Origin of the sequence: Paracidobacterium acidisoli (assembly GCF_003428625.2) — a bacterium.
GTDB lineage: Bacteria > Acidobacteriota > Terriglobia > Terriglobales > Acidobacteriaceae > Paracidobacterium > Paracidobacterium acidisoli.
Window position 1 is genome coordinate 299,416 of the sequence record NZ_QVQT02000003.1, and the last position, 18,210, is coordinate 317,625.

Annotated in this window: 15 protein-coding genes; 10 read left to right on the top strand and 5 right to left on the bottom strand. The window is 62.0% G+C overall.

Annotated elements, in window-relative coordinates; translation table 11 throughout:
* Positions 1-125: 125 nt before the first annotated feature.
* Positions 126-740: an ATP-dependent protease subunit HslV gene (gene hslV / locus D0Y96_RS08845; protein ID WP_117299014.1), complete on the top strand. Its 615-nt coding sequence runs from the start codon at positions 126-128 to the stop codon at positions 738-740.
* 37 nt (positions 741-777) lie between these two features.
* The gene (gene hslU, locus D0Y96_RS08850) at positions 778-2,328 is read left to right on the top strand and encodes an ATP-dependent protease ATPase subunit HslU (protein ID WP_117299015.1); all 1,551 of its coding nucleotides are present in this window, start codon (positions 778-780) and stop codon (positions 2,326-2,328) included.
* Here hslU and D0Y96_RS08855 read toward each other — a convergent pair whose 3' ends face one another.
* Both D0Y96_RS08855 and D0Y96_RS08860 read right to left on the bottom strand, forming a co-directional pair.
* A complete protein-coding gene (locus D0Y96_RS08855; protein ID WP_199480220.1) occupies positions 2,329-2,868 on the bottom strand; it encodes a GNAT family N-acetyltransferase in 540 nt (179 codons plus the stop codon).
* Between the two features lie 49 nt (positions 2,869-2,917).
* Positions 2,918-3,454, bottom strand: coding sequence for a hypothetical protein (locus D0Y96_RS08860; RefSeq protein WP_147324988.1), 537 nt, complete (start codon positions 3,452-3,454; stop codon positions 2,918-2,920).
* Between the two features lie 319 nt (positions 3,455-3,773).
* On the opposite strand from D0Y96_RS08860, the gene D0Y96_RS08865 reads away from it, so the two are divergent.
* Complete coding sequence (locus D0Y96_RS08865; protein ID WP_117299018.1) at positions 3,774-5,036, top strand: metallophosphoesterase family protein; 1,263 nt, start codon at positions 3,774-3,776, stop codon at positions 5,034-5,036.
* A 632-nt stretch (positions 5,037-5,668) separates the two neighbouring features.
* On the opposite strand, the gene D0Y96_RS08870 is transcribed toward D0Y96_RS08865, so the two are convergent.
* A complete protein-coding gene (locus D0Y96_RS08870) occupies positions 5,669-6,037 on the bottom strand; it encodes a hypothetical protein (RefSeq protein WP_147324990.1) in 369 nt (122 codons plus the stop codon).
* A 65-nt stretch (positions 6,038-6,102) separates the two neighbouring features.
* Here D0Y96_RS08870 and D0Y96_RS08875 point away from each other — a divergent pair, with 65 nt between their 5' ends.
* Entirely contained in the window at positions 6,103-6,738 is a 636-nt protein-coding gene (locus D0Y96_RS08875) for a hypothetical protein (RefSeq protein ID WP_147324992.1), read from the top strand.
* Positions 6,739-6,910: 172 nt separating this feature from the next.
* Here D0Y96_RS08875 and rpsT read toward each other — a convergent pair whose 3' ends face one another.
* Complete coding sequence (rpsT, locus tag D0Y96_RS08880; protein WP_117299709.1) at positions 6,911-7,189, bottom strand: 30S ribosomal protein S20; 279 nt, start codon at positions 7,187-7,189, stop codon at positions 6,911-6,913.
* A gap of 345 nt (positions 7,190-7,534) precedes the next feature.
* On the opposite strand from rpsT, the gene D0Y96_RS08885 reads away from it, so the two are divergent.
* Together D0Y96_RS08885 and D0Y96_RS08890 are read left to right on the top strand one after the other, a co-directional pair.
* Positions 7,535-9,964, top strand: a complete 2,430-nt coding sequence (locus tag D0Y96_RS08885; RefSeq protein WP_117299021.1) for an ABC transporter permease — start codon at positions 7,535-7,537, stop codon at positions 9,962-9,964.
* Positions 9,965-9,990: 26 nt separating this feature from the next.
* A complete protein-coding gene (locus D0Y96_RS08890; protein WP_117299022.1) occupies positions 9,991-12,435 on the top strand; it encodes an ABC transporter permease in 2,445 nt (814 codons plus the stop codon).
* A gap of 10 nt (positions 12,436-12,445) precedes the next feature.
* Here the strand turns inward: D0Y96_RS08890 and D0Y96_RS08895 are convergent, their stop codons facing one another.
* Positions 12,446-13,333, bottom strand: coding sequence for an aldo/keto reductase (locus D0Y96_RS08895; RefSeq protein ID WP_117299023.1), 888 nt, complete (start codon positions 13,331-13,333; stop codon positions 12,446-12,448).
* 132 nt (positions 13,334-13,465) lie between these two features.
* Between D0Y96_RS08895 and D0Y96_RS08900 the strand changes: the two genes are divergently transcribed.
* The 4 genes from D0Y96_RS08900 to D0Y96_RS08915 all read left to right on the top strand — a co-directional run bounded on the left by D0Y96_RS08900 (position 13,466) and on the right by D0Y96_RS08915 (position 18,167).
* Positions 13,466-14,059: a DJ-1/PfpI family protein gene (locus D0Y96_RS08900; RefSeq protein ID WP_350449014.1), complete on the top strand. Its 594-nt coding sequence runs from the start codon at positions 13,466-13,468 to the stop codon at positions 14,057-14,059.
* Between the two features lie 166 nt (positions 14,060-14,225).
* Positions 14,226-15,725 (top strand): hypothetical protein, encoded by a 1,500-nt coding sequence (locus D0Y96_RS08905; protein WP_117299024.1) that lies wholly within the window; start codon positions 14,226-14,228, stop codon positions 15,723-15,725.
* A 286-nt stretch (positions 15,726-16,011) separates the two neighbouring features.
* Complete coding sequence (locus D0Y96_RS08910) at positions 16,012-17,013, top strand: PhoH family protein (RefSeq protein ID WP_117299025.1); 1,002 nt, start codon at positions 16,012-16,014, stop codon at positions 17,011-17,013.
* A gap of 293 nt (positions 17,014-17,306) precedes the next feature.
* Positions 17,307-18,167: a FecR family protein gene (locus tag D0Y96_RS08915; RefSeq protein WP_350449015.1), complete on the top strand. Its 861-nt coding sequence runs from the start codon at positions 17,307-17,309 to the stop codon at positions 18,165-18,167.
* Positions 18,168-18,210: the final 43 nt, after the last annotated feature.

Sequence of the window (18,210 nt, forward strand, 5' to 3'; positions counted from 1 at the left end):
GATAATTCCGGGAAGCAGGGAACAGAGAGCGGAAAAATAAGGCCCGCGGAGGCCGGGTCTTTGTCTTTGCGCCGAAGGCGCGTCCGCCTGGACGGCCAGTCCCCTGCGCTATACTCCAAAGAGACATGTCGAATCGCAGGGTTTCCGCGACCGCCCCTTCCGGCGGTCGTTTTTCCGCACAGAACAACGCGTCATCCAGCGCTCCCCGCATCCGTTCCACAACGGTTGTCTGCGTGCGCCGCGGCAACAGCGTGGTCATGGCCGCTGATGGCCAGGTCACGATGGGCGAAGCCGTATTCAAGCATGGCGCGCGCAAGATTCGCCGCCTGTATCAGGACAAGATTCTGGCCGGGTTTGCCGGATCGACCGCCGACGCCTTTTCGCTCTTCAGCCGCTTCGAGAGCAAGCTCGAGCAGTATGCGGGAAATCTGGGACGGGCCGCCGTGGAGCTGGCCAAGGACTGGCGCACCGACAAGATGCTGCGCAGCCTGGAAGCGCTGCTGATTGTGGCCGACGTGGGACAGACCTTTCTGATCAGCGGATCGGGCGATGTGATCGAGCCCGACGAGGGCATTGCGGCGATCGGCAGCGGCGGCTCCTACGCCATGGCGGCGGCGCGCGCTCTGATGGAGAATACCGATCTGCCGGCCCGCGAGGTTGCCGAAAAATCGCTCCGCATCGCCGGACAGATCTGTATCTATACCAACGACAAGATCACGATTGAAGAGCTGAAAGCATAAGCCGTTCGCAGCGGCCGCTCGAAAGGAGCAGGCATCTATGGCTATTTACCTTCCCGGAACCGCAGAAGACCAGGAGCTGGCGCTCGATGAGCTGACACCGCGCGAGATTGTGGTGGAGCTGGACAAGTATGTCGTGGGACAGAAGGCGGCCAAGCGCGCCGTGGCGATTGCGCTGCGCAACCGCATGCGGCGGCAGAAGCTGACGCCGGAGCTGGCCGACGAGATCATGCCCAAGAACATCATCATGATCGGGCCGACGGGCGTGGGCAAGACGGAGATCGCACGGCGCCTGGCCAGGCTGACCAATTCGCCCTTTCTCAAGGTCGAGGCCTCGAAGTTTACCGAGGTCGGCTATGTGGGGCGCGATGTCGAGTCGATGGTGCGCGATCTGGTCGAGATCGCCATCGATATGGTGCGCGAAGAGAAGCTCGAAGAGGTGGAAGACAAGGCCGAGCTGAATGCGGAGGAGCGGCTGCTCGATCTGCTGCTGCCGCCGCCTGCCGCAGCACCTGCGGCTTCGCCGGGCGGGCAGCAGCAGCCTCACGTGGAAGGCAATACGATCACGCTGCCGGCTCCGGCGTCAGCTTCGGGCGGCGATTCGCACCAGCGGACGCGGGAGAAGCTGCGCCAGCAGTTTCGCGAGGGCAAGCTCGACGACCGCATGGTGGAGATGGACGTGCGCGAGCGCAACGCGCCGTCGTTCGAGATCATCTCCAACCAGGGCGTGGAGGAGATGGACATCAATCTGAAGGATGTTCTGCCGAACATCTTCGGACAGCGCACGCGCAAAAAGAAGATGAAGGTTGCCGAGGCCTTCGAGTATCTGGTGCAGGAAGAGGAAGGCCGACTGATCGATATGGATCAGGTCACTCGCACCGCCGTCGAACGCGTAGAGAACTCGGGCATCGTCTTCCTCGATGAGATCGACAAGATCGCCGGGCGCGAGGGCGGACACGGCCCGGATGTGTCGCGCGAGGGCGTGCAGCGGGACATTCTGCCGATCGTGGAAGGCACGACCGTAAACACCCGCTACGGCATGGTGCGCACGGACTACATTCTGTTCATCGCCGCCGGAGCCTTTCATGTATCGAAGCCGAGCGATCTGATTCCGGAGCTGCAGGGGCGTTTCCCGATCCGCGTGGAGCTGCAGTCGCTCACCGTCGAAGACTTCATCCGCATTCTCACCGAGCCGAAGTCGTCGCTGGTCCGCCAGTACACGGCGCTGCTTGAAACCGAAGGGCTGAAGCTGGAGTTTACCCGCGAGGCCATCGAGGAGATGGCGCACTTCGCCTTCCGCGTGAACGAGACGACGGAGAACATCGGCGCGCGCCGGCTGCACACGATTATGGAGCGCGTGCTCGACGAGATCAGCTTCCTCGCTCCCGACCTGACCAGGGGGCAGCAGAAGAAGGACGGGACGGTGCCCTCTTTGGCAGCGGTCATCGACGGAACCACTGCGCCGCTGCCGGTGATGGAGCGCGAGACGGCGACAGGCAGCGAGAAGGTCGTCGTCATCGATCCGGAGTACGTGCGCCAGATGGTCGCGTCGATCGTGAAGGATCAGGATCTGTCGAGATACATTCTCTAGCTACGCCAGATCGCTGAGTCTCGGCCATCCGAAGGCGATCTCTTCAAAAGACTCTCCGCCGATGTCGATCGACTGGCGCGCAATCGGAATGCCCCCCAGACGCGCATAGAATTCCCGGGATGGGTTTCTTTCGAGGACCCATACCGCAAGGCTCTGAAAGTTCTGCCCCTTCAGCTCCTTTGCCAGGGCGCGGACCAGCCGGGTACCTGCCCCGCGCCGCTGATGCTGCGGAAGCAGATACAGGGCGTACAGCTCGGCATCGTAGCCGGCAATCTCGCCGCGCAGCTTCCCGCCGCCTGCGAAGCCGAAAATTCCCGAGTTATCTTCCGCGATCAGAATGAACGGATTTCCATGACCGATCCATTCTCGCCACGCCTCGGTCCGCTCCTCAACCCGCAGAGAAGCCAGGAAGTCGGCAGGAACGATTCCCGCATAGGTGCTTTTCCAGCTCTCCACATGTACGCATGCAATCGAAGCCGCGTCAGCGGCCTCTGCCCGCCGGATGAGAAAATTCATCTCCGCAAAATACCACAGGCGCACAGAGCTTATCCGTTGAGCTGGGCGAAGCGGTATGCTGGACGGCCCAGTCCTACATCAGCATCTTCGGCGCACCCAGGCGGTCGAGCTCTTCGCGCACCTTGGTGAGCCCGTACATGCAGCGCTCGAACTCCTCCGAGAGCCGGGCAAAGAACGGAGCTTCCTGCTTGTACTCGAAGAGATCGAACTGCGAGACGATGTAGTAGCTCTCCTTGCCGGTGCGGACCATTTCCATAAAATCCGCGTCCAGAGGATTGCGGCGCATGTGCATCGATTCCGGATACATGCCGGTCGAGAAGAGCGCGAAGTCGCCGATGTGGCGGCGCATCTCGCGTTCCGCGTCGAAGGAGGGAGCGGAGCCAAGCACCGGGTCCGATGCCGTCAGCATTTCGCCGATTTCACGCAGCGGTTTTCCGCTGGCGTCGCGAATGCGGTAGAGATTTTCCGAGGCAGTGAATTCTGTCAGCAGGTCGGCGATGTAAGTCGTCACCTCAGAGTCGTCGAGGCCGGTGTATGTGGGGTAGCACCCGGACACGACTTCGTGAAAGAACTGGCGCAGCATATGCTCCCGTGGGACCAGTGGAACCATTGCATCTCCATCTCGCCGCTGCCGGCTATGCTCTCACGCATGCCAGGACGGCTGTTTCGATCTGCTCGTATGCCCTCCGGTCGGCACCAGGATGCAGCGCCCGGTCAGGAATCGGCACATCTTCCGCATGTATGGATCACTACTGTACCCAAATCGTTTCGGTTAACAAGATGTTAAACAGGTAACCTGCCCAACTTTCTTAGCACTCGGCATGCCCAAGTGCGAAGGAAGGGCGGATGAATTGTGAAAAAATCTTCACCCCGGCCGGTATCCGGACCTACTATGCTGGCCGTGTCGCACTCTGCTTCGGAGGTCTCCCATGGCACACGAATCGCATTCTTCTCCTGCACATCGTCATAAGGGTCACGGCGGAAAAGGCAAGCCGGGAGCCCCGCAGGCCAGCGGTGATCCGGTCTTCGCGCAGCCCGCGCCTTCTCCGGACCCGACCTCGTTTCGGAACCCGGTCACCGACCAGAGCGATAAGGACACGCCCGGCGTGCAGGTGGTGCCGCCGGCGCGCGGCGGAGCCGTCGAGCCGGTTCTGACGCTGGCTCAGGTATTCGGCAGCCAGGGAGAGACGATCACGCAGACCATCCAGAGCTCGGGCCAGATCGTCTTTCACAGCGTGGGCGATACGGGCAGCGTGGAGGGTCCGTCGACGCAGTCGCTGGTCGCCGACAAGATGGTGACCGACTTCAGCGAAACCAGCGCCGCGGATGTGCCGTCATTCTTCTTCCATCTGGGCGACGTGGTCTACTACTTCGGCGAAGCGACGTATTACTACGATCAGTTCTTCGAGCCGTACCGCTCGTATCCGGCGCCGATTATCGCCATCCCCGGCAACCACGACGGCATCGTTTACCCGAGCGATTCGGCTCCGACGCTCGATGCCTTTTTGCGCAACTTCTGTGCCGCCTCTGCGGCCCAGTCACCGGACGCGGGTGGTCTGCTGCGGACGACGATGATCGCTCCCGGCGTGTACTTCACGCTGGAGGCGCCGTTTGTCCGGATTCTGGGGGTTTACAGCAATGTGCTCGAAGACCCCGGAGTGATCTCGGCGCAGGGCACGACTTATCCCACGCTGGACAGCCGCCAGGTGGATTTTCTTACCGCGGCGCTGAAGCGGGTGACGACCGACGACTTCACCGGGGCGGTGATCATCGCTGTGCATCATCCGCCGTTCTCCGGCGGATCGGTCCATGGCGGAAGCCCGCTGATGCTGGCCGATATCGACAGCGCCTGCCAGGCGGCGGGAGTGTGGCCGCACGCGGTCTTCTCCGGGCACGCTCATAACTACCAGCGCTTTACCCGCATCGTGAACAGCTATCAGACTCCGTATATTGTCGCGGGCTGCGGGGGGCATTCGCCGCTGAGCAAAATGAGCGGGACCTATCGTACGCCGTACAAGGTCGACGACACGCTCACCCTCGAGAGCTACGACGACACCGACTACGGCTATCTGCGGGTTGTGGTGAACGCGCAGACGATGACCGTCGAGTTTCATCCCCAGTCGGATGGCTCGACCACCAAGACGCCCGATGACACGGTGACGATCGATCTGGCGACGCGGACGATCAGCTGAGCCTGATTTCAGGTAACTGCTTCGCAAAGAAGATTGTTTCCTGTAAACAATCTCCGGTGCATGCGCCGAGATAATGATTTGTGTCAGATTTTTTTTGTTTATATGTATTCAGGAATGAAATCTCTGAAAAATGAACTCCCTGAAAAGATACTGCTTCCTTTCTGCCGGATTGTCGTTATCTGTGATCTGCGTGTTGTGGCTTACCGCCTGCGGGGGCGGGCCGATTGTCACTCGCTGTACGGAGAACTGCGGATCAAATCCTTCGCCCACAACGACGAACCTTACGGTCTCTTCCGCGGCAGTGGTTCAGGGAGACAGTGTCACTCTGACGGCGACGGTGACGCCCTCCATGTTCGGAACCGTAGTCTTTCAGGACGCATTCAATGGCGGAAGCACTCTGCTTGAAGGGCTGAGCTCGATTCCGGCAGGGCGACGATCAGTATATCGACTGAGAGCTTCGATATCGGAACACATTTTCTGACGGCGCTGTATGAAGGAACCGGCGGAGCCAGCACGTCCATTCCCGTCGCTCTTATGGTGAGCAGTCTTAGCCCGTCTGCTTCCGCCAGTTGCGGCATGGGAACCGGCGCATATGTGGCCGGCAACGGCACGGTGACGCAGAGCGGTCAGAGCTATACCGCCTCCGGCACAGACCAGAGCGCTGTCTGCGTGAAAAACAGCGGCTCCGGCCTTACGCTGGTCAATCCAGCGATCACGAGCAACAGCAGTACCAGCTCGCTCGATGACAGCAGGAGCAATGGTCTGAACTCGGCGGTATTCGTGTACGGGAGCGGCGCCACATTGGGTTCCGGAAGCGCTCTGACGATGACGGGCGGTACGATCAGCGCGCAGATCCCTGACGCAGGCGGAGTTTCCGCTGTCGGAAATGGTGCATTGGCGACGCTTTCCGGCACCGCCGTCACCATTGGAGGATTCTGCTGCCAGGGCGACGCGAACGCCGCGTATGGAGTCAATGCGATTACCGCGGACCAGGGAGGCATGATCACGCTGAACAATGTCACAGCTGTGGCGCCATCCGGTTCGAATGCCGTCTTAAGCGCCGTCGATGGCGGGGATGATACTCGCGAACGGCGGAACGTTCGGTGCATCCGGAAAATATCTTGCGGAGATCGAAGGAAACGGCTCGGTGACTCTGACAAGCGGTATCGTTACCTCCGGCGGCCTTGTCAGCATCGGCCCCGGCAACGGAGATGCCGTGTCTGGAGAGGCCGGATCGTTCAACATGACGGGTGGATCGTCTGCGGCGGGAATAACGTTTGCTGTCAGCGAACCGGCCACGATTTCTCTGAGCGACATTTCCCTTCCGCCGAATACCGGGACCTTCCTCAGTGTGTCGGCCGGTGGGGTGACTCTGAATGCCAGCAATGCGGTGTTAAGCGGAGATATCTATGCAGTACAGTCAGACTCCCTTACGGTAAGCCTTTCGCATGGCTCCAGCCTGCGCGGGGCTGCCTCCGCCGGAGAGTCCCTGATGCTGGACGCAACCAGCACCTGGAGTGTAACCGCGAATTCGACAATCACGACGCTTACCGACCCGGAGGGCATCTCCGGGACATCCGTTTCAAATATTGCCGGAAATGGCTTTACGGTCTACTACAGCGCCTCAAAAAGTCCAGCGCTTGGGGGACGAACGTATGCTTTGACCAATGGCGGTGTTCTTACCCCCAGCCCAAACCCCTGATCTTCGGAGCAAAGTTGAGACGTGCTCACGCTCAAGAGCTGCGACGACAGGGTAACGGTTAGTCCGGCGACGCGGACGATTGGCTGAGCCAGGCCTGATCGGCTGAAAACCGGGCAAAGGAAAACGCCGGGAGCGATCCCGGCGTTTTTGTCTGAACGGAAATCGAATCGGGTTAGGCGGCCTTCTTCGTCGCCAGCGCCTTGACGCGGGCGTTCAGGCGGCTCTTGTAGCGCGACGCAGTGTTGGCGTGGAGCACGCCCTTCTGCACGCTCTTGTCGAGCGCCGAAGCGGTCTTGTTGTACTGCTCGGTGGCAGCCTTGTGATCGCCCTTCTGAAGGGCCTCGCGCAGGGCGCGCAGGGTGCCGCGCACGCGGCTTTTGTTGGCGCGATTCACTGCGGTGCGCTTTTCGGACTGACGGGCGCGCTTGAGCGCCGAAACATGGTTCGCCATGATGAAATCCTGTGCTTTCCTTATGGAAATGGGATGCAGGCAGAAGAGACTCGCTTGCCACATCCCCTGCAATCCCTAAGTTTAGGGGTTTTCCGCCTCAAGGTCAATCGGAATGGCGCACCATAACCCGCAATGCGCCGTCGGAGCGGCCTTCCCCTCTGCTTTCATGGCCCGTACTGTCCGTGGATGAACAGGGCTGCCTGCAAACCGGACACGAGGGCCTCGTCCGTCCGGCATTCATCGTAACGAATTCAATGACTTAAAGCCTGGCTGCAGTTGGCATCACAAGTGCTTCTTCACAGGCGGACCGGTCCCTCCCCGAAGAAGTCTCTGGAGAAGAAAGTCATGCGAAGCCTGCTTCAGGATCTGCGCTTTGCCCTCCGTCGAATGCGGCATTCCCCGGGCTTTGCTCTTACGGCCATCATCACTCTCGCTCTCGGCATCGGAGCCAACGTCGCTGTCTTCGGCGTTCTGCAGGCGCTCATCCTGCGCCCCTTCGACGTGCCCCATGCCGACCGCGTCATGACGCTCCAGCCGGATGAGCCCGGCAGCGTGAATCTCTCCTGGCCGGAGGTTCGCGATGTGCGCGACCAGAACAAAGTCTTCTCCTCCGTGGCCGCTCTCCGCATCAATGACTTCGGGCTGGAGGCAAGCAACACCACCCATCCCGTCTGGGGATACGAGATCAGCGGCGAGTATTTCAATGTGCTTCGCATCCGCCCCGCGCTGGGCCGTCTGCTGCAGCCGGCCGACGATGCTCATCCCGGAGCCTCGCAGGTGGCCGTTCTCTCCTGGGCGGCATGGAAGAGCTACTTCGGCGGCGACCCCGCCATCATCGGCAAAACCGTCCGCATCGACAAGCACCCCTGCACGATTGTCGGAGTCACGCCGGCTGGCTTTTACGGCACGGAAAAGTTTCTTCAGCCCGATCTCTTCGTTCCCATGGCCAACGAAGAAGAGTTCGAGGGGTACAGCTGGCTCGAAACCCGCTACAACCACGGCTCCTGGTCGATCGTCAGCCTGCGTGACGGCGTCACCCTGCCGCAGGCGCAGGCCGATGTGAACGCGATTGCCGCCCGCGTGGCGAAGCAGTACCCCAAAGAGGAAGAGCACCTGAAGCTCAGGCTCACGAAGCCCGGCCTGGCGGGTGATCTCTTCGGCGCCCCGGCACGCGGCTTTCTGGCCGGAGTGATGGGCCTGGCGGGAATCGTGCTGCTTGCCGCCTGCGCCAATCTCGGCAGCCTCTTCGCCGCGCGTACCGCCGACCGAGCCCGCGAGATCGCCATCCGCATGGCTATCGGGTCGAGCCGGCAGCGCATCGTCCGCCAGATCCTCACCGAGGCGGCCGTCATTGCCGTCGCGGGCGGCGCCTGCGCCGGCGCGCTCGCCTGGTTCGGACTCTCGGCTCTCGGCCATTACCGCCCGCCGAGCAACTTTCCCATCCAGCTTGCCGTGATGCCGCAGCCGTCGCTGCTGGCCGCCGCGTTTCTGCTCTCCATCCTTGCCGCCATGCTCTTCGGCATCATGCCGCTGCGGCAGATTCTCGCCGCCGATCCCAATGAAGCCATCAAGACGGGCAGCAGCCATCAGGGAGCGGGGCGCCGCTGGGCCTTTCGCGACGTGCTGCTTGCCGTGCAGATCGCGCTCTGCTGCGTGACGGTTACCGCTGCCTTCGTCTCTCTGCGCGGCCTGCAGAAGGCGGTCAGCATGCAGTTCGGATTCGACCCGGACAATGCCGTGATCACCAAATTCGATCTCGGCCTGGCCGGTTACAGGCAGGAAGACGCCGCCCGCTTCCAGCATCGCCTTCTGGATCGCGTCCTGCAGCTTCCCGGCGTGCGGTCCGCCGGTTATGCCAACACCACGCCGCTTGCGCTCGACCAGTCCACGTGGAGCGTTTACCCGCAGTCGGCGGTCGAGTTCCGTCCCTCGACGGAGGCCTTCGATGCCTCCGTCTACAGCATTTCTCCCGGATACCTCCACGCAGCAGGCACAAAGCTTCTCTTCGGCCGCGATGCCAGCCAGAGCGACGGCCCGAAAGCGCCGCCGGTCGCTATCGTCAACAGGGAATTCGCCCGCAGGCTCTTTCACACCGATCAGGCCACCGGGCGCTATTTCAAGGACGGCTCCGGTCACCTGGTGCAGATTATCGGAGTTGTCGAGGACGGCAAATATCAGGGGCTCAGCGAAGCGCAGCAGCCCGCTATGTTCCACTCCATCGAGCAGAGCCCGTATACCTCCATGTCGCTCGTCGTGCGCCCCCGTCCCGGCGTGACCGGGATGGCCGCGACCCTCCGCCAGGTGGTCCGCGAGCTCGATCCCGCGGTGCCGGTTCAGGAGTCGAGCGGCTGGCGTCATCAGCTGGGCCTGCAGCTCTTCCCGGCGCGTGCCGCGACCATGGCGCTCGGCCTCTTCGGTCTCTTCGGCCTGCTGCTTTCCATCACCGGAACCTTCGGTCTCGCCTCCTACACCGTCACGAAGCGGCTGCGCGAGCTCAGCATCCGCGTCGCCCTTGGCGCGCAGGCGAAGCAGATCGTCTCCGCTTCGCTGGGGCGTATGCTCGTCCTGCTCGCCGCAGGATCGTCTGTTGGTCTGCTGCTCGGTGTGGCCGCAAGCAGGCTTCTCGCCGCCATTGTGTATCAGGCTTCCGCACAGGACCCGCTCGTGCTGTTCACCGTTGCCCTCACCATGCTGCTCACCGGAGCGCTCTCCATCGCAGGCCCTGTGCAGCGGGCTCTGCGCATCGATCCGGCGCGGCTGCTGCGCGAGGATTAGAAAAAACCGCCCCGGAGGAGGATGCCATGCGAACCGTGTTTCAGGACTTCCGCTTCAGCCTGCGGCAACTGATCAAAGCGCCGGGCTTTACGCTGACGGCGGTCCTGTCGCTGATGCTGGGCATCGGCGCGACGACGGCCGTCTTCAGCGTGATCTATGCCGTGCTGATGAACCCGTTCCCCTATGCCGCCCCGGACCGCATGGTGCACATGCGGCTGAAGGACAGCTCGGGCCAGGAGCGCGGCTTCGGTCTCACCGCGGGCCAGTGGCAGATCATCCGTAAATCGCCGGTGGTCGAAGACGCCTTTATCAGCGACGACTGGAATCTCACCGTCACCGGCCACGATATCCCTGAAGACCTGAACGGCGTCTACGTGACTTCGAACACCTTCAACTACATGGGCGTGCCGCCGCTGCTGGGCAGGGGGCTGATGCCCTCCGATGCGGTGGACGGCCAGGACCCGCAGCCGGTTGCCGTGCTCGGATACAAATTCTGGCAGCGCCACTTCAGCTCCGATCCCACAGTGCTCGGCCGAACCATTCAGCTGGTGCGGAAGAACTACACCATCGTGGGAGTAGCCGCGCCGCGCTTTACCTGGGACGACGGCGATGTCTATCTGCCGCTGAAGATCAACCAGGACCCGAGCCGCGGCTACTATGTCGGCCTGCGTCTCAAACCGGGGGTGACGCATGCGCAGGCATCGTCCGCGCTTACGCCGCTGATCCGGCAGTTTGCCAAAGAGACGCCGTCGCACTTTCCTCCGCACTGGGCGCAGTTCTACGTGATCGGCCTGAACGAGGACTTTGTGAAGCAGCTCGGCGGGACGCTGTACCTGCTCTTCAGCGCGGTGGCGCTGCTGCTGGCCATCGGCTGCGGCAATGTCTCCATTCTGCTGCTGGCGCGGGGCACCGCGCGGCAGCACGAGTTTGCCGTGAGGGCGGCCATCGGCGCTTCGCGGCGGCGCATTGTGCGCCAGCTTCTGACCGAGTCGCTGCTGCTTTCGCTGACCGGAACCGGGCTGGGCGTCCTGCTTGCCTGGAAGCTGCTGGCGCTCATCGTCTCCATGCTTCCGCCATATTCCTTCCCGCATGAAGCGGCCATCCAGATCAATCTGCCGGTGCTGTTGTTCAGCGTCGGCGTTGCGCTGCTGACCGGCATTCTCTTCGGACTGTGGCCGGCGCTCCAGTTCTCGCACCCGGAGGTCAGCCAGGTGATGCAGTCCAGCACCCGCCGCATCGCCGGAGGGGTACGCGGCCGCCTGACCAACAACATGCTGATCGGCGGGCAGATTGCCCTGACGCTGCTGATGCTGGCCGGGGCGGGCGCCGCCATGGAGGGCTTTCTGCAGCTGCTGCACACGCCTCTCGGCTACGATCCGCACAACGTCATGTCCGTGGGCATTCCGGTGCATGACGGCACCTACAAGACCTGGCCCGAGCGCGCGGCCTATTTTGAGCTGCTGCGCAGCAAAGCCGCCACCGTTCCCGGAGTAAAGATGGCAGCCATCTCCAGCAACGCAACGCCGCCCTCGAATGGTGCGAACACGAGCATGGAGATCCTCGGCCAGGCGCCGAGCGACAACCAGCAGATCCGCCTGAACTTCGTCAGCCCGGGTTATTTCCCCATCCTCCACATTCCTCTCGAGCACGGCCGTGTCTGGACAGAAGCCGAGAGCCACAATTCCGCGCACGTGGCCGTCATCAATGAGACCCTGGCACGGCGTTATTTTCCCGGCGGAGATGCTCTCGGGCACTCTCTGCGCGTGCCTGAGCTCGCGATGCGGAGCGCGCCGCCGTATGCTCTTGCCGGACCGGGAGCCGACGGATGGATGCAGATTGTCGGCGTCATCGCCGATAAGCGCAACGACGGCCTGCGCAAGCCGATCCTGCCTGAAGTCTTTGTTCCCTTCACGACCATGATGGGGATGTACACGCAGATTCTGATCCGCTCGGATGTTCCGCCGCTCTCTCTGCTGCACGCTGTGGCCGCGGAGGTGAACTCCGTCGATCCCGATCAGCAGGTCACCAGCCAGGTCAACGACCTCGAGCACTGGATCAGCAATGAGCCGGAGTGGCAGCAGGAGCATCTGGTGGCGTGGCTCTTCGGAGCCTTTGCCGTGCTGGCTCTGGTGCTGGCCGCCGTCGGGCTGTACAGCGTCGTCTCTTACACCGTCGAGCAGCGGACGAACGAGTTCGGCATTCGCATGGCGCTCGGCGCACAGCGCGGCCACGTTCTGCGCATCGTCTTCCGTTCGATGCTGCCCAGCGTCGGCGGAGGGATGCTTGCGGGAATTGTGCTGGTGCTGGTGCTGAACAGAGTGCTGGCCCAGTGGGCCAGCGGAAGCTCGCGCGATCCGCGGGTTTTGCCGGGGGTGATCGCGCTGCTGCTTGTGGCCTCGGCCATCGCCTGCGCGCTGCCCGCGCGCCGCGCATCGGAGATGGATCCGATGACGGCGCTGCGCTGCGACTGAGCGGGCCGGATTACCCGCGCAGGCTCATCGGGGGCGGATTGACGGCGGCCAGCTCGGCATAGACATCGTCGGGGAGCCGGAGCGATGCGGCGGCAACGTTCTCCTCCAGATGCGCAACCGACGATGTGCCGGGGATGAGCAGGCTGGCGCGCGACCGCTTCAGCAGCCAGGCGAGCGCCACCTGCAGCGTGTTCGCGCCAAGCTGCTTCGCCGCTTTTTCGATCACCTCATGCGCCTTGCGGTTCTGGCCGAGCGGAGCCCACGGGATGAAGGCGATACCGTTCTTCTCGCAGTGATCGAGCAGATAATCCCATTCTCGGTCGGCGAAGCTGTAGCGGTTCTGCACGGAGACGATGGGCACGATCTTCCGCGCGCGCTCCACATGCTCGAGCGTGACGTTCGAGAGCGCGACGTGACGGATTTTGCCCTCTTCCTGCAGCTTTGCCAGTGTTTCCATCGATGCGTCGAAGGAGACGGCGGGATCGGGAATGTGAAGCTGATAGACGTCGATGCGGTCGAGCTTCAGGCGCTTCAGGCTGCCGGCGACGGCGGCTTCAAGATGCTTCGGGCTGGCGTTGTGAGTCCACTGCGCAGGACCGACGCGCTCCCATCCGCCCTTGGTGGCGACGACCAGGTCCTTGGGGTAAGGCGACAGGGCTTCGGCGATCAGCTCTTCGGAGACGTTCGGACCGTAAGAGTCGGCGGTGTCGATGAAGTTCACGCCCAGCTCGACGGTGCGGCGAAGCGTGGCGAGGGCAGCGGCTTTGTCTGCGGGAGGTCCCCAGATGCCGTTGCCGGTGATGCGCATCGCGCCGTATCCCAGGCGGTTGACGGTGAGATCGCCGAGGGTGATGGTTCCGGCGGCTGCGGCGGAGACGGTGGAGGCGGTCTGGCTCATGCGGGGATTCTCCTTGATTTGACCTTGTGTCATTAAGATGACGGATGAGGGCCGGAGACGGCAAATGCGCCGCGGCGGCGATTTGCGGAGTGCTCCGCGGAGTGTATCTCATATTGTCCGGAGGAACAGAGCGTGAGCCAGGCGAAAGCGAAGCTGCTGATGATTGTGGGCGACTATGCGGAGGATTACGAGACCATGGTGCCGTTTCAGGCGCTGCAGATGGTCGGGCATACCGTGGATGCCGTTTGTCCGGGAAAGAAGGCGGGGCAGTGGGTGCGTACGGCAATTCACGATTTCGAGGGCGACCAGACCTATTCGGAAAAACGCGGCCACAACTTCGTGCTGAATACGACCTTCGCGGAAGTGCGCGCCGAAGACTACGACGGGCTGGTGCTGCCGGGCGGCCGCGCTCCGGAATATCTGCGGCTGGATGCGAAGGTGCTTGCGATGGTCCGGCACTTTGCCGGGGCGGGCAAGCCGATTGCGGCGATCTGCCATGCGGCGCAGATTCTGGCCGCCGCGAAGGTGATCGCAGGGCGAAAGGTCAGTGCATATCCGGCATGCGCTCCGGAGGTGGAGCTGGCGGGCGGTACGTATGTCCCGGCCGAGATGACGGCCGGCTTTGCCGATGGCAATCTGGTCACCGGTCCTGCGTGGCCGGCGCATCCTGACTGGCTGGCAAAGTTTCTTGTCGTGCTGGAAGCGCATCTGGCGGCAAAAGGCTGAAGCGTCGCAGCAATGAAAGCTCTTCGATGGCTGCCGCCCGTGAGCCGTGCAAAGCGCGTTCCGCTCTTCTCAAATCAGATTGCCGGGATGCGGGGGGACCGGCTAGACTAGTGCCGCCACGCGGCGCCTTCGTACGACTGCACTTCAGAAAGAAGAACCCCTCCGTATGTCCATCAAAAACATTGCCATTATGGGCGGCGGTCCCATTGGTCTCTTCTCTGCAATCGAGGCCAAAACCCAGTTCAAAAAAGCGAAAGTCACCGTCATCGAAAAGCGGCTTGACTACTCGCGCCTGAACATTCCTTCGCTCGAAAATCCCATCCGCAGCCATCTGCAGAAGCTGAATCTTGTCGACAAGACCATCAAAGACAAGACCTCCGGCGTCGCGCCGCTATCCACCATGGAAAAGGCTCTTTATGAAAAGGCCGAGGACGTGGGCGTGAAGATGAAGCGCGGCTACGTCATTACCGGAATCACCGGCGACGGCAGGCTCGGCAACGGCCGCTACAAGAAGATGAGGCTCAACATCGCGCAGTGGGACAACGCGACGAAGAAGCTCCAGACCAAAGGGCGCTCCGAGATCGTGGACTGCGATCTTCTCGTCATCGCCATGGGCGGCGGCGCCGTCAATGAGCGCATCGTGCTCGAAACCCTGGGCTTCAGCTACGAAGTGCTGAAGGCCGAGAACTTCGGCGTCTTCGGAATCTACGAGGGCGACAGCAGCAAGCCGCAATACGATAACCGGCTGCGCCGGCAGTTCACCGATGAGATCAAAAAGATCGGCATCGCCACCGATCTTTCTTCCACGCAGCATAATTACCTGCTGCTCACCCTCAAGGGCTGTACCGCCAGGGATTTCGAGCAGATTCGCGGTGACAACACGGCCCTGCGCAACATGCTCGGAGCAGTGGGAGACGGCTACAAGCGCCAGGTGCTCAGCCAGCTTGCCGGCGTCGAATCGAATGTCGGCGCATTCAAAATCTCCATCCAGCGCGTGCGCCATCTGTACAGCCCGTACTTTCCCGCCGTCATCCTCGGCGACTCCGCCGTTACTCCGCATCCGGAAACCGGCACCGGTCTGCTCACCGGCTTCCGCGGCTTCGAGCAGCTGCAGAAGCTCTTCGAGGCGCTGCGGGGAACCAGCCGGTCGAGCAACGAAGCGCTCGAAGCTCTGATGAATTTCGAGGACCGCTTCGAGATCTTCGTCGCCGCCAAGGTCCTCGAAGGCAGCGTCGAAATCCTCATGCATCTGATGGGAACCGTCGAAGCGTATATCACGAAGGCCACGGCGCAGGAGAAGACCATTACCGATCGCGCCGGCAAGGCCATCATGGGCCTCAATATCCTTTTGGCGGAGATGCTGAATGACCAGATGGCGGCACAGCAGCGCCGCGCTGTGATCTTCGCCAGCATGCTCGGGCAGGACAAGCGCACCGTCGACGCCGGCTACGACCTCCGCAAACTGTCGGGCAAGCTCGGCAGCATGGCGGAAAGCAAGCCGGTCACGAAGACCGATCTCTCCGGCCTCGATCCCCGCGACACGGTGCACAGGCTGTGGGCCGATATGGGGAAGACCTATGACGAGATTCAGGATCTGATGGGGCAGGAAAGGCTGCTGGGCGATCTGGTGGCAAAGGTCATCTCGCTCAAACCGGCCACCGTCTGACCGCATCTCGCGGCGGCATTTTTTCCATTGAATGCACAGAGGAACCACTTTGGCACCGCGTCGCTCGAATTTACAGATTGCCCATTGACGGCGGCGGGAAGCGGGGCTACTCTGGCCCCATTAACAGCAAGGATTTGGTGCCGACCGCCAATTCGAAGCTCAGGATGCCGCATCTAACGGATGTGGTGTCTCCCCGCACGCAACTCGTCTCCCGTACATCCTCATCCACTCTGCAATTGGCGTCCGCATTTGTTTCTGCGGGAGCGCCAGGAGGTGATATCTCCTTTTGATGAAGAAAGCTCTGGAAATCACGCCCAGCCTTGAGCCCCTCTTCGGGACCCGCGATGAAAATCTGAGACTGATGGAAGACTCTCTCCATGTGCGCATCGATCTGGAATCGGATGCGGTGATGGTGGAGGGGGCACCGGAAGATGTGTCTCGCGTGGAGCGCATTTTTCACGACTATGAAGCGCTGCGGCGTTCGGGCGTCACGCTCCAGAACGGAGAGCTGAACGGCATGCTGCGGCTGGTGGTGAGCGATCCCTCGATTACGCTGCGCAGCCTTGGGGAAAGCGGCCGCCAGCGCTCGGCGGGCGCCAAACGCATGGTGCAGCCGCGCTCGATCAATCAGCGCCGCTACGTCGAGGCCATCGAGCAGTCCGACATGGTCTTCGGCGTGGGTCCGGCGGGCACGGGCAAAACCTATCTGGCGGTGGCGATGGCGGCTTCGTGGCTGCTGGCCAAAAAGGTGAGCCGCATTGTGCTGGTGCGCCCGGCGGTCGAGGCCGGCGAGCGGCTCGGCTTTTTGCCGGGCACACTGCAGGAGAAGGTCGATCCGTACCTGCGCCCGCTCTACGACGCGCTGTACGACCTGATCGAGCCCGAGCGCGTGGACAAGATGCTGGAGCGCAATGTGATCGAGATTGCGCCGCTGGCCTTCATGCGCGGACGCACGCTGAACGATGCCTTCATCATCATGGACGAGGCGCAGAACACGACCAGCGAGCAGATGAAGATGTTCCTGACGCGTCTGGGCAACAATGCGAAGGCCGTGATCACCGGAGACATCACGCAGATCGATCTGCCCAATCCGCGCAAGTCGGGTCTGATCGAGGCCATCGACATCCTTACCGGCGTCGACGGGATTCAGTTCATTCACTTTCAGGATGGCGACGTCGTGCGTCATCATCTGGTGCAGCGCATCATCCGCGCCTACGACAGCTTTGGCCGCAATCAGCAGGAGCTTCCGCTCGCCATGCCCGCGACCGGAGCGCACGCCGCCAGTTAACTCTGCCTGCGCGGACTTTTGCATCTCCGCGAAGTCCGCGCGGCATGCTTACCTGCCTGATTCCGGGCTTGTCCTGGTCAACACGATTCGCTGCGATTTGTTGTTCCTCCACCGGCAATTGACCTGCATTCGGTCAAAGCGCGTTTGATCTCGGGCAGATACTTTTTACTTCGACCTCCATCTAAAAATCGAGGTTGATAAAAGTGATCTTTTCGAAGCCAAAAGGACTTCTCACTCTTTCTTTTGCGCTTCTTTTTGCGTCTGCCACGTTTGCGCAGGAAGCGAATCCGGCCGTGCCGGGAACGATTAACTATGTGGAAGGATCGGCTGCCATTGCCGGTCAGCCGCTTACCCAGCGCGCCGTTGGCAGCGCGCAGCTCGATCCCGGCCAGGTGCTCACCACCGGCAACGGCCGCGTCGAAATTCTTCTTACTCCGGGCATTTTTTTCCGTCTCGATGAAAACAGCGCTGTGCGCATGGTCGCGCCTGGCCTGACACATACAGAACTGGAGCTGGTCCATGGTCAGGCCGAGGTGGAGGCCGACAATCTTCTTCGTCAGAACAACGTTGAAGTCGCCGAAAACGGAACCACCACGCAGCTTCTGAAGAACGGCCTTTATGCCTTCAACGCAGCCCCCGGGAACCTTCGCGTCTTCGACGGCAAAGCGGCTGTCTTCGATGCTTCCGGCAAGCCTGAGGTGGTGAAGGGCGATCACATGCTTGCCCTCACCGGCGAGGCGGAAAAGTCCGTGAAATTCGACCCCGCCTCTTCCGAAGACGATTTCTACAACTGGAGCAGTCTGCGCTCGCAGTACCTCACGCAGGCCAATTCGCAGCTGGCCACCGAATATGCCGGATCGGCTTATGCTCCCGGCTGGATGTGGGACCCCTGGCTGCTCTCCTATACCTGGCTGCCGGGAGACGGCATGTTTCTGAACCCCTTCGGATGGGGCTTCTACTCCCCCTGGTGGATATATGCCTATGGCCCAGTACGCGGCGGATACTACGGATACGGCTATCATGGCGTCTACCGCGGCCCCGCGCATGGCTTCCACGGCGCACCGGGCGCTTTTCATGGCGGAGCGGCCGGCGGCTTCCACGGCGGATCGGCTGGCGGTTTTCACGGTGGGGGAATGGGCGGAGGCCGCCGCTGAACTCGGCTCTTCCGGTGATGTGACCGGCCCGCGATTGCGATAC

What these genes read in the sequence shown, in the direction of transcription:
- hslV (WP_117299014.1), top strand. Translation starts at nt 126, where the DNA reads ATGTCGAATCGCAGGGTTTCCGCGACCGCCCCTTCCGGCGGTCGTTTT.
- hslU (WP_117299015.1), top strand. Translation starts at nt 778, where the DNA reads ATGGCTATTTACCTTCCCGGAACCGCAGAAGACCAGGAGCTGGCGCTC.
- D0Y96_RS08860 (WP_147324988.1), bottom strand. Translation starts at nt 3,454, where the DNA reads ATGGTTCCACTGGTCCCACGGGAGCATATGCTGCGCCAGTTCTTTCAC.
- D0Y96_RS08865 (WP_117299018.1), top strand. Translation starts at nt 3,774, where the DNA reads ATGGCACACGAATCGCATTCTTCTCCTGCACATCGTCATAAGGGTCAC.
- D0Y96_RS08870 (WP_147324990.1), bottom strand. Translation starts at nt 6,037, where the DNA reads ATGCCTCCCTGGTCCGCGGTAATCGCATTGACTCCATACGCGGCGTTC.
- D0Y96_RS08875 (WP_147324992.1), top strand. Translation starts at nt 6,103, where the DNA reads ATGGCGGGGATGATACTCGCGAACGGCGGAACGTTCGGTGCATCCGGA.
- rpsT (WP_117299709.1), bottom strand. Translation starts at nt 7,189, where the DNA reads ATGGCGAACCATGTTTCGGCGCTCAAGCGCGCCCGTCAGTCCGAAAAG.
- D0Y96_RS08885 (WP_117299021.1), top strand. Translation starts at nt 7,535, where the DNA reads ATGCGAAGCCTGCTTCAGGATCTGCGCTTTGCCCTCCGTCGAATGCGG.
- D0Y96_RS08890 (WP_117299022.1), top strand. Translation starts at nt 9,991, where the DNA reads ATGCGAACCGTGTTTCAGGACTTCCGCTTCAGCCTGCGGCAACTGATC.
- D0Y96_RS08895 (WP_117299023.1), bottom strand. Translation starts at nt 13,333, where the DNA reads ATGAGCCAGACCGCCTCCACCGTCTCCGCCGCAGCCGCCGGAACCATC.
- D0Y96_RS08905 (WP_117299024.1), top strand. Translation starts at nt 14,226, where the DNA reads ATGTCCATCAAAAACATTGCCATTATGGGCGGCGGTCCCATTGGTCTC.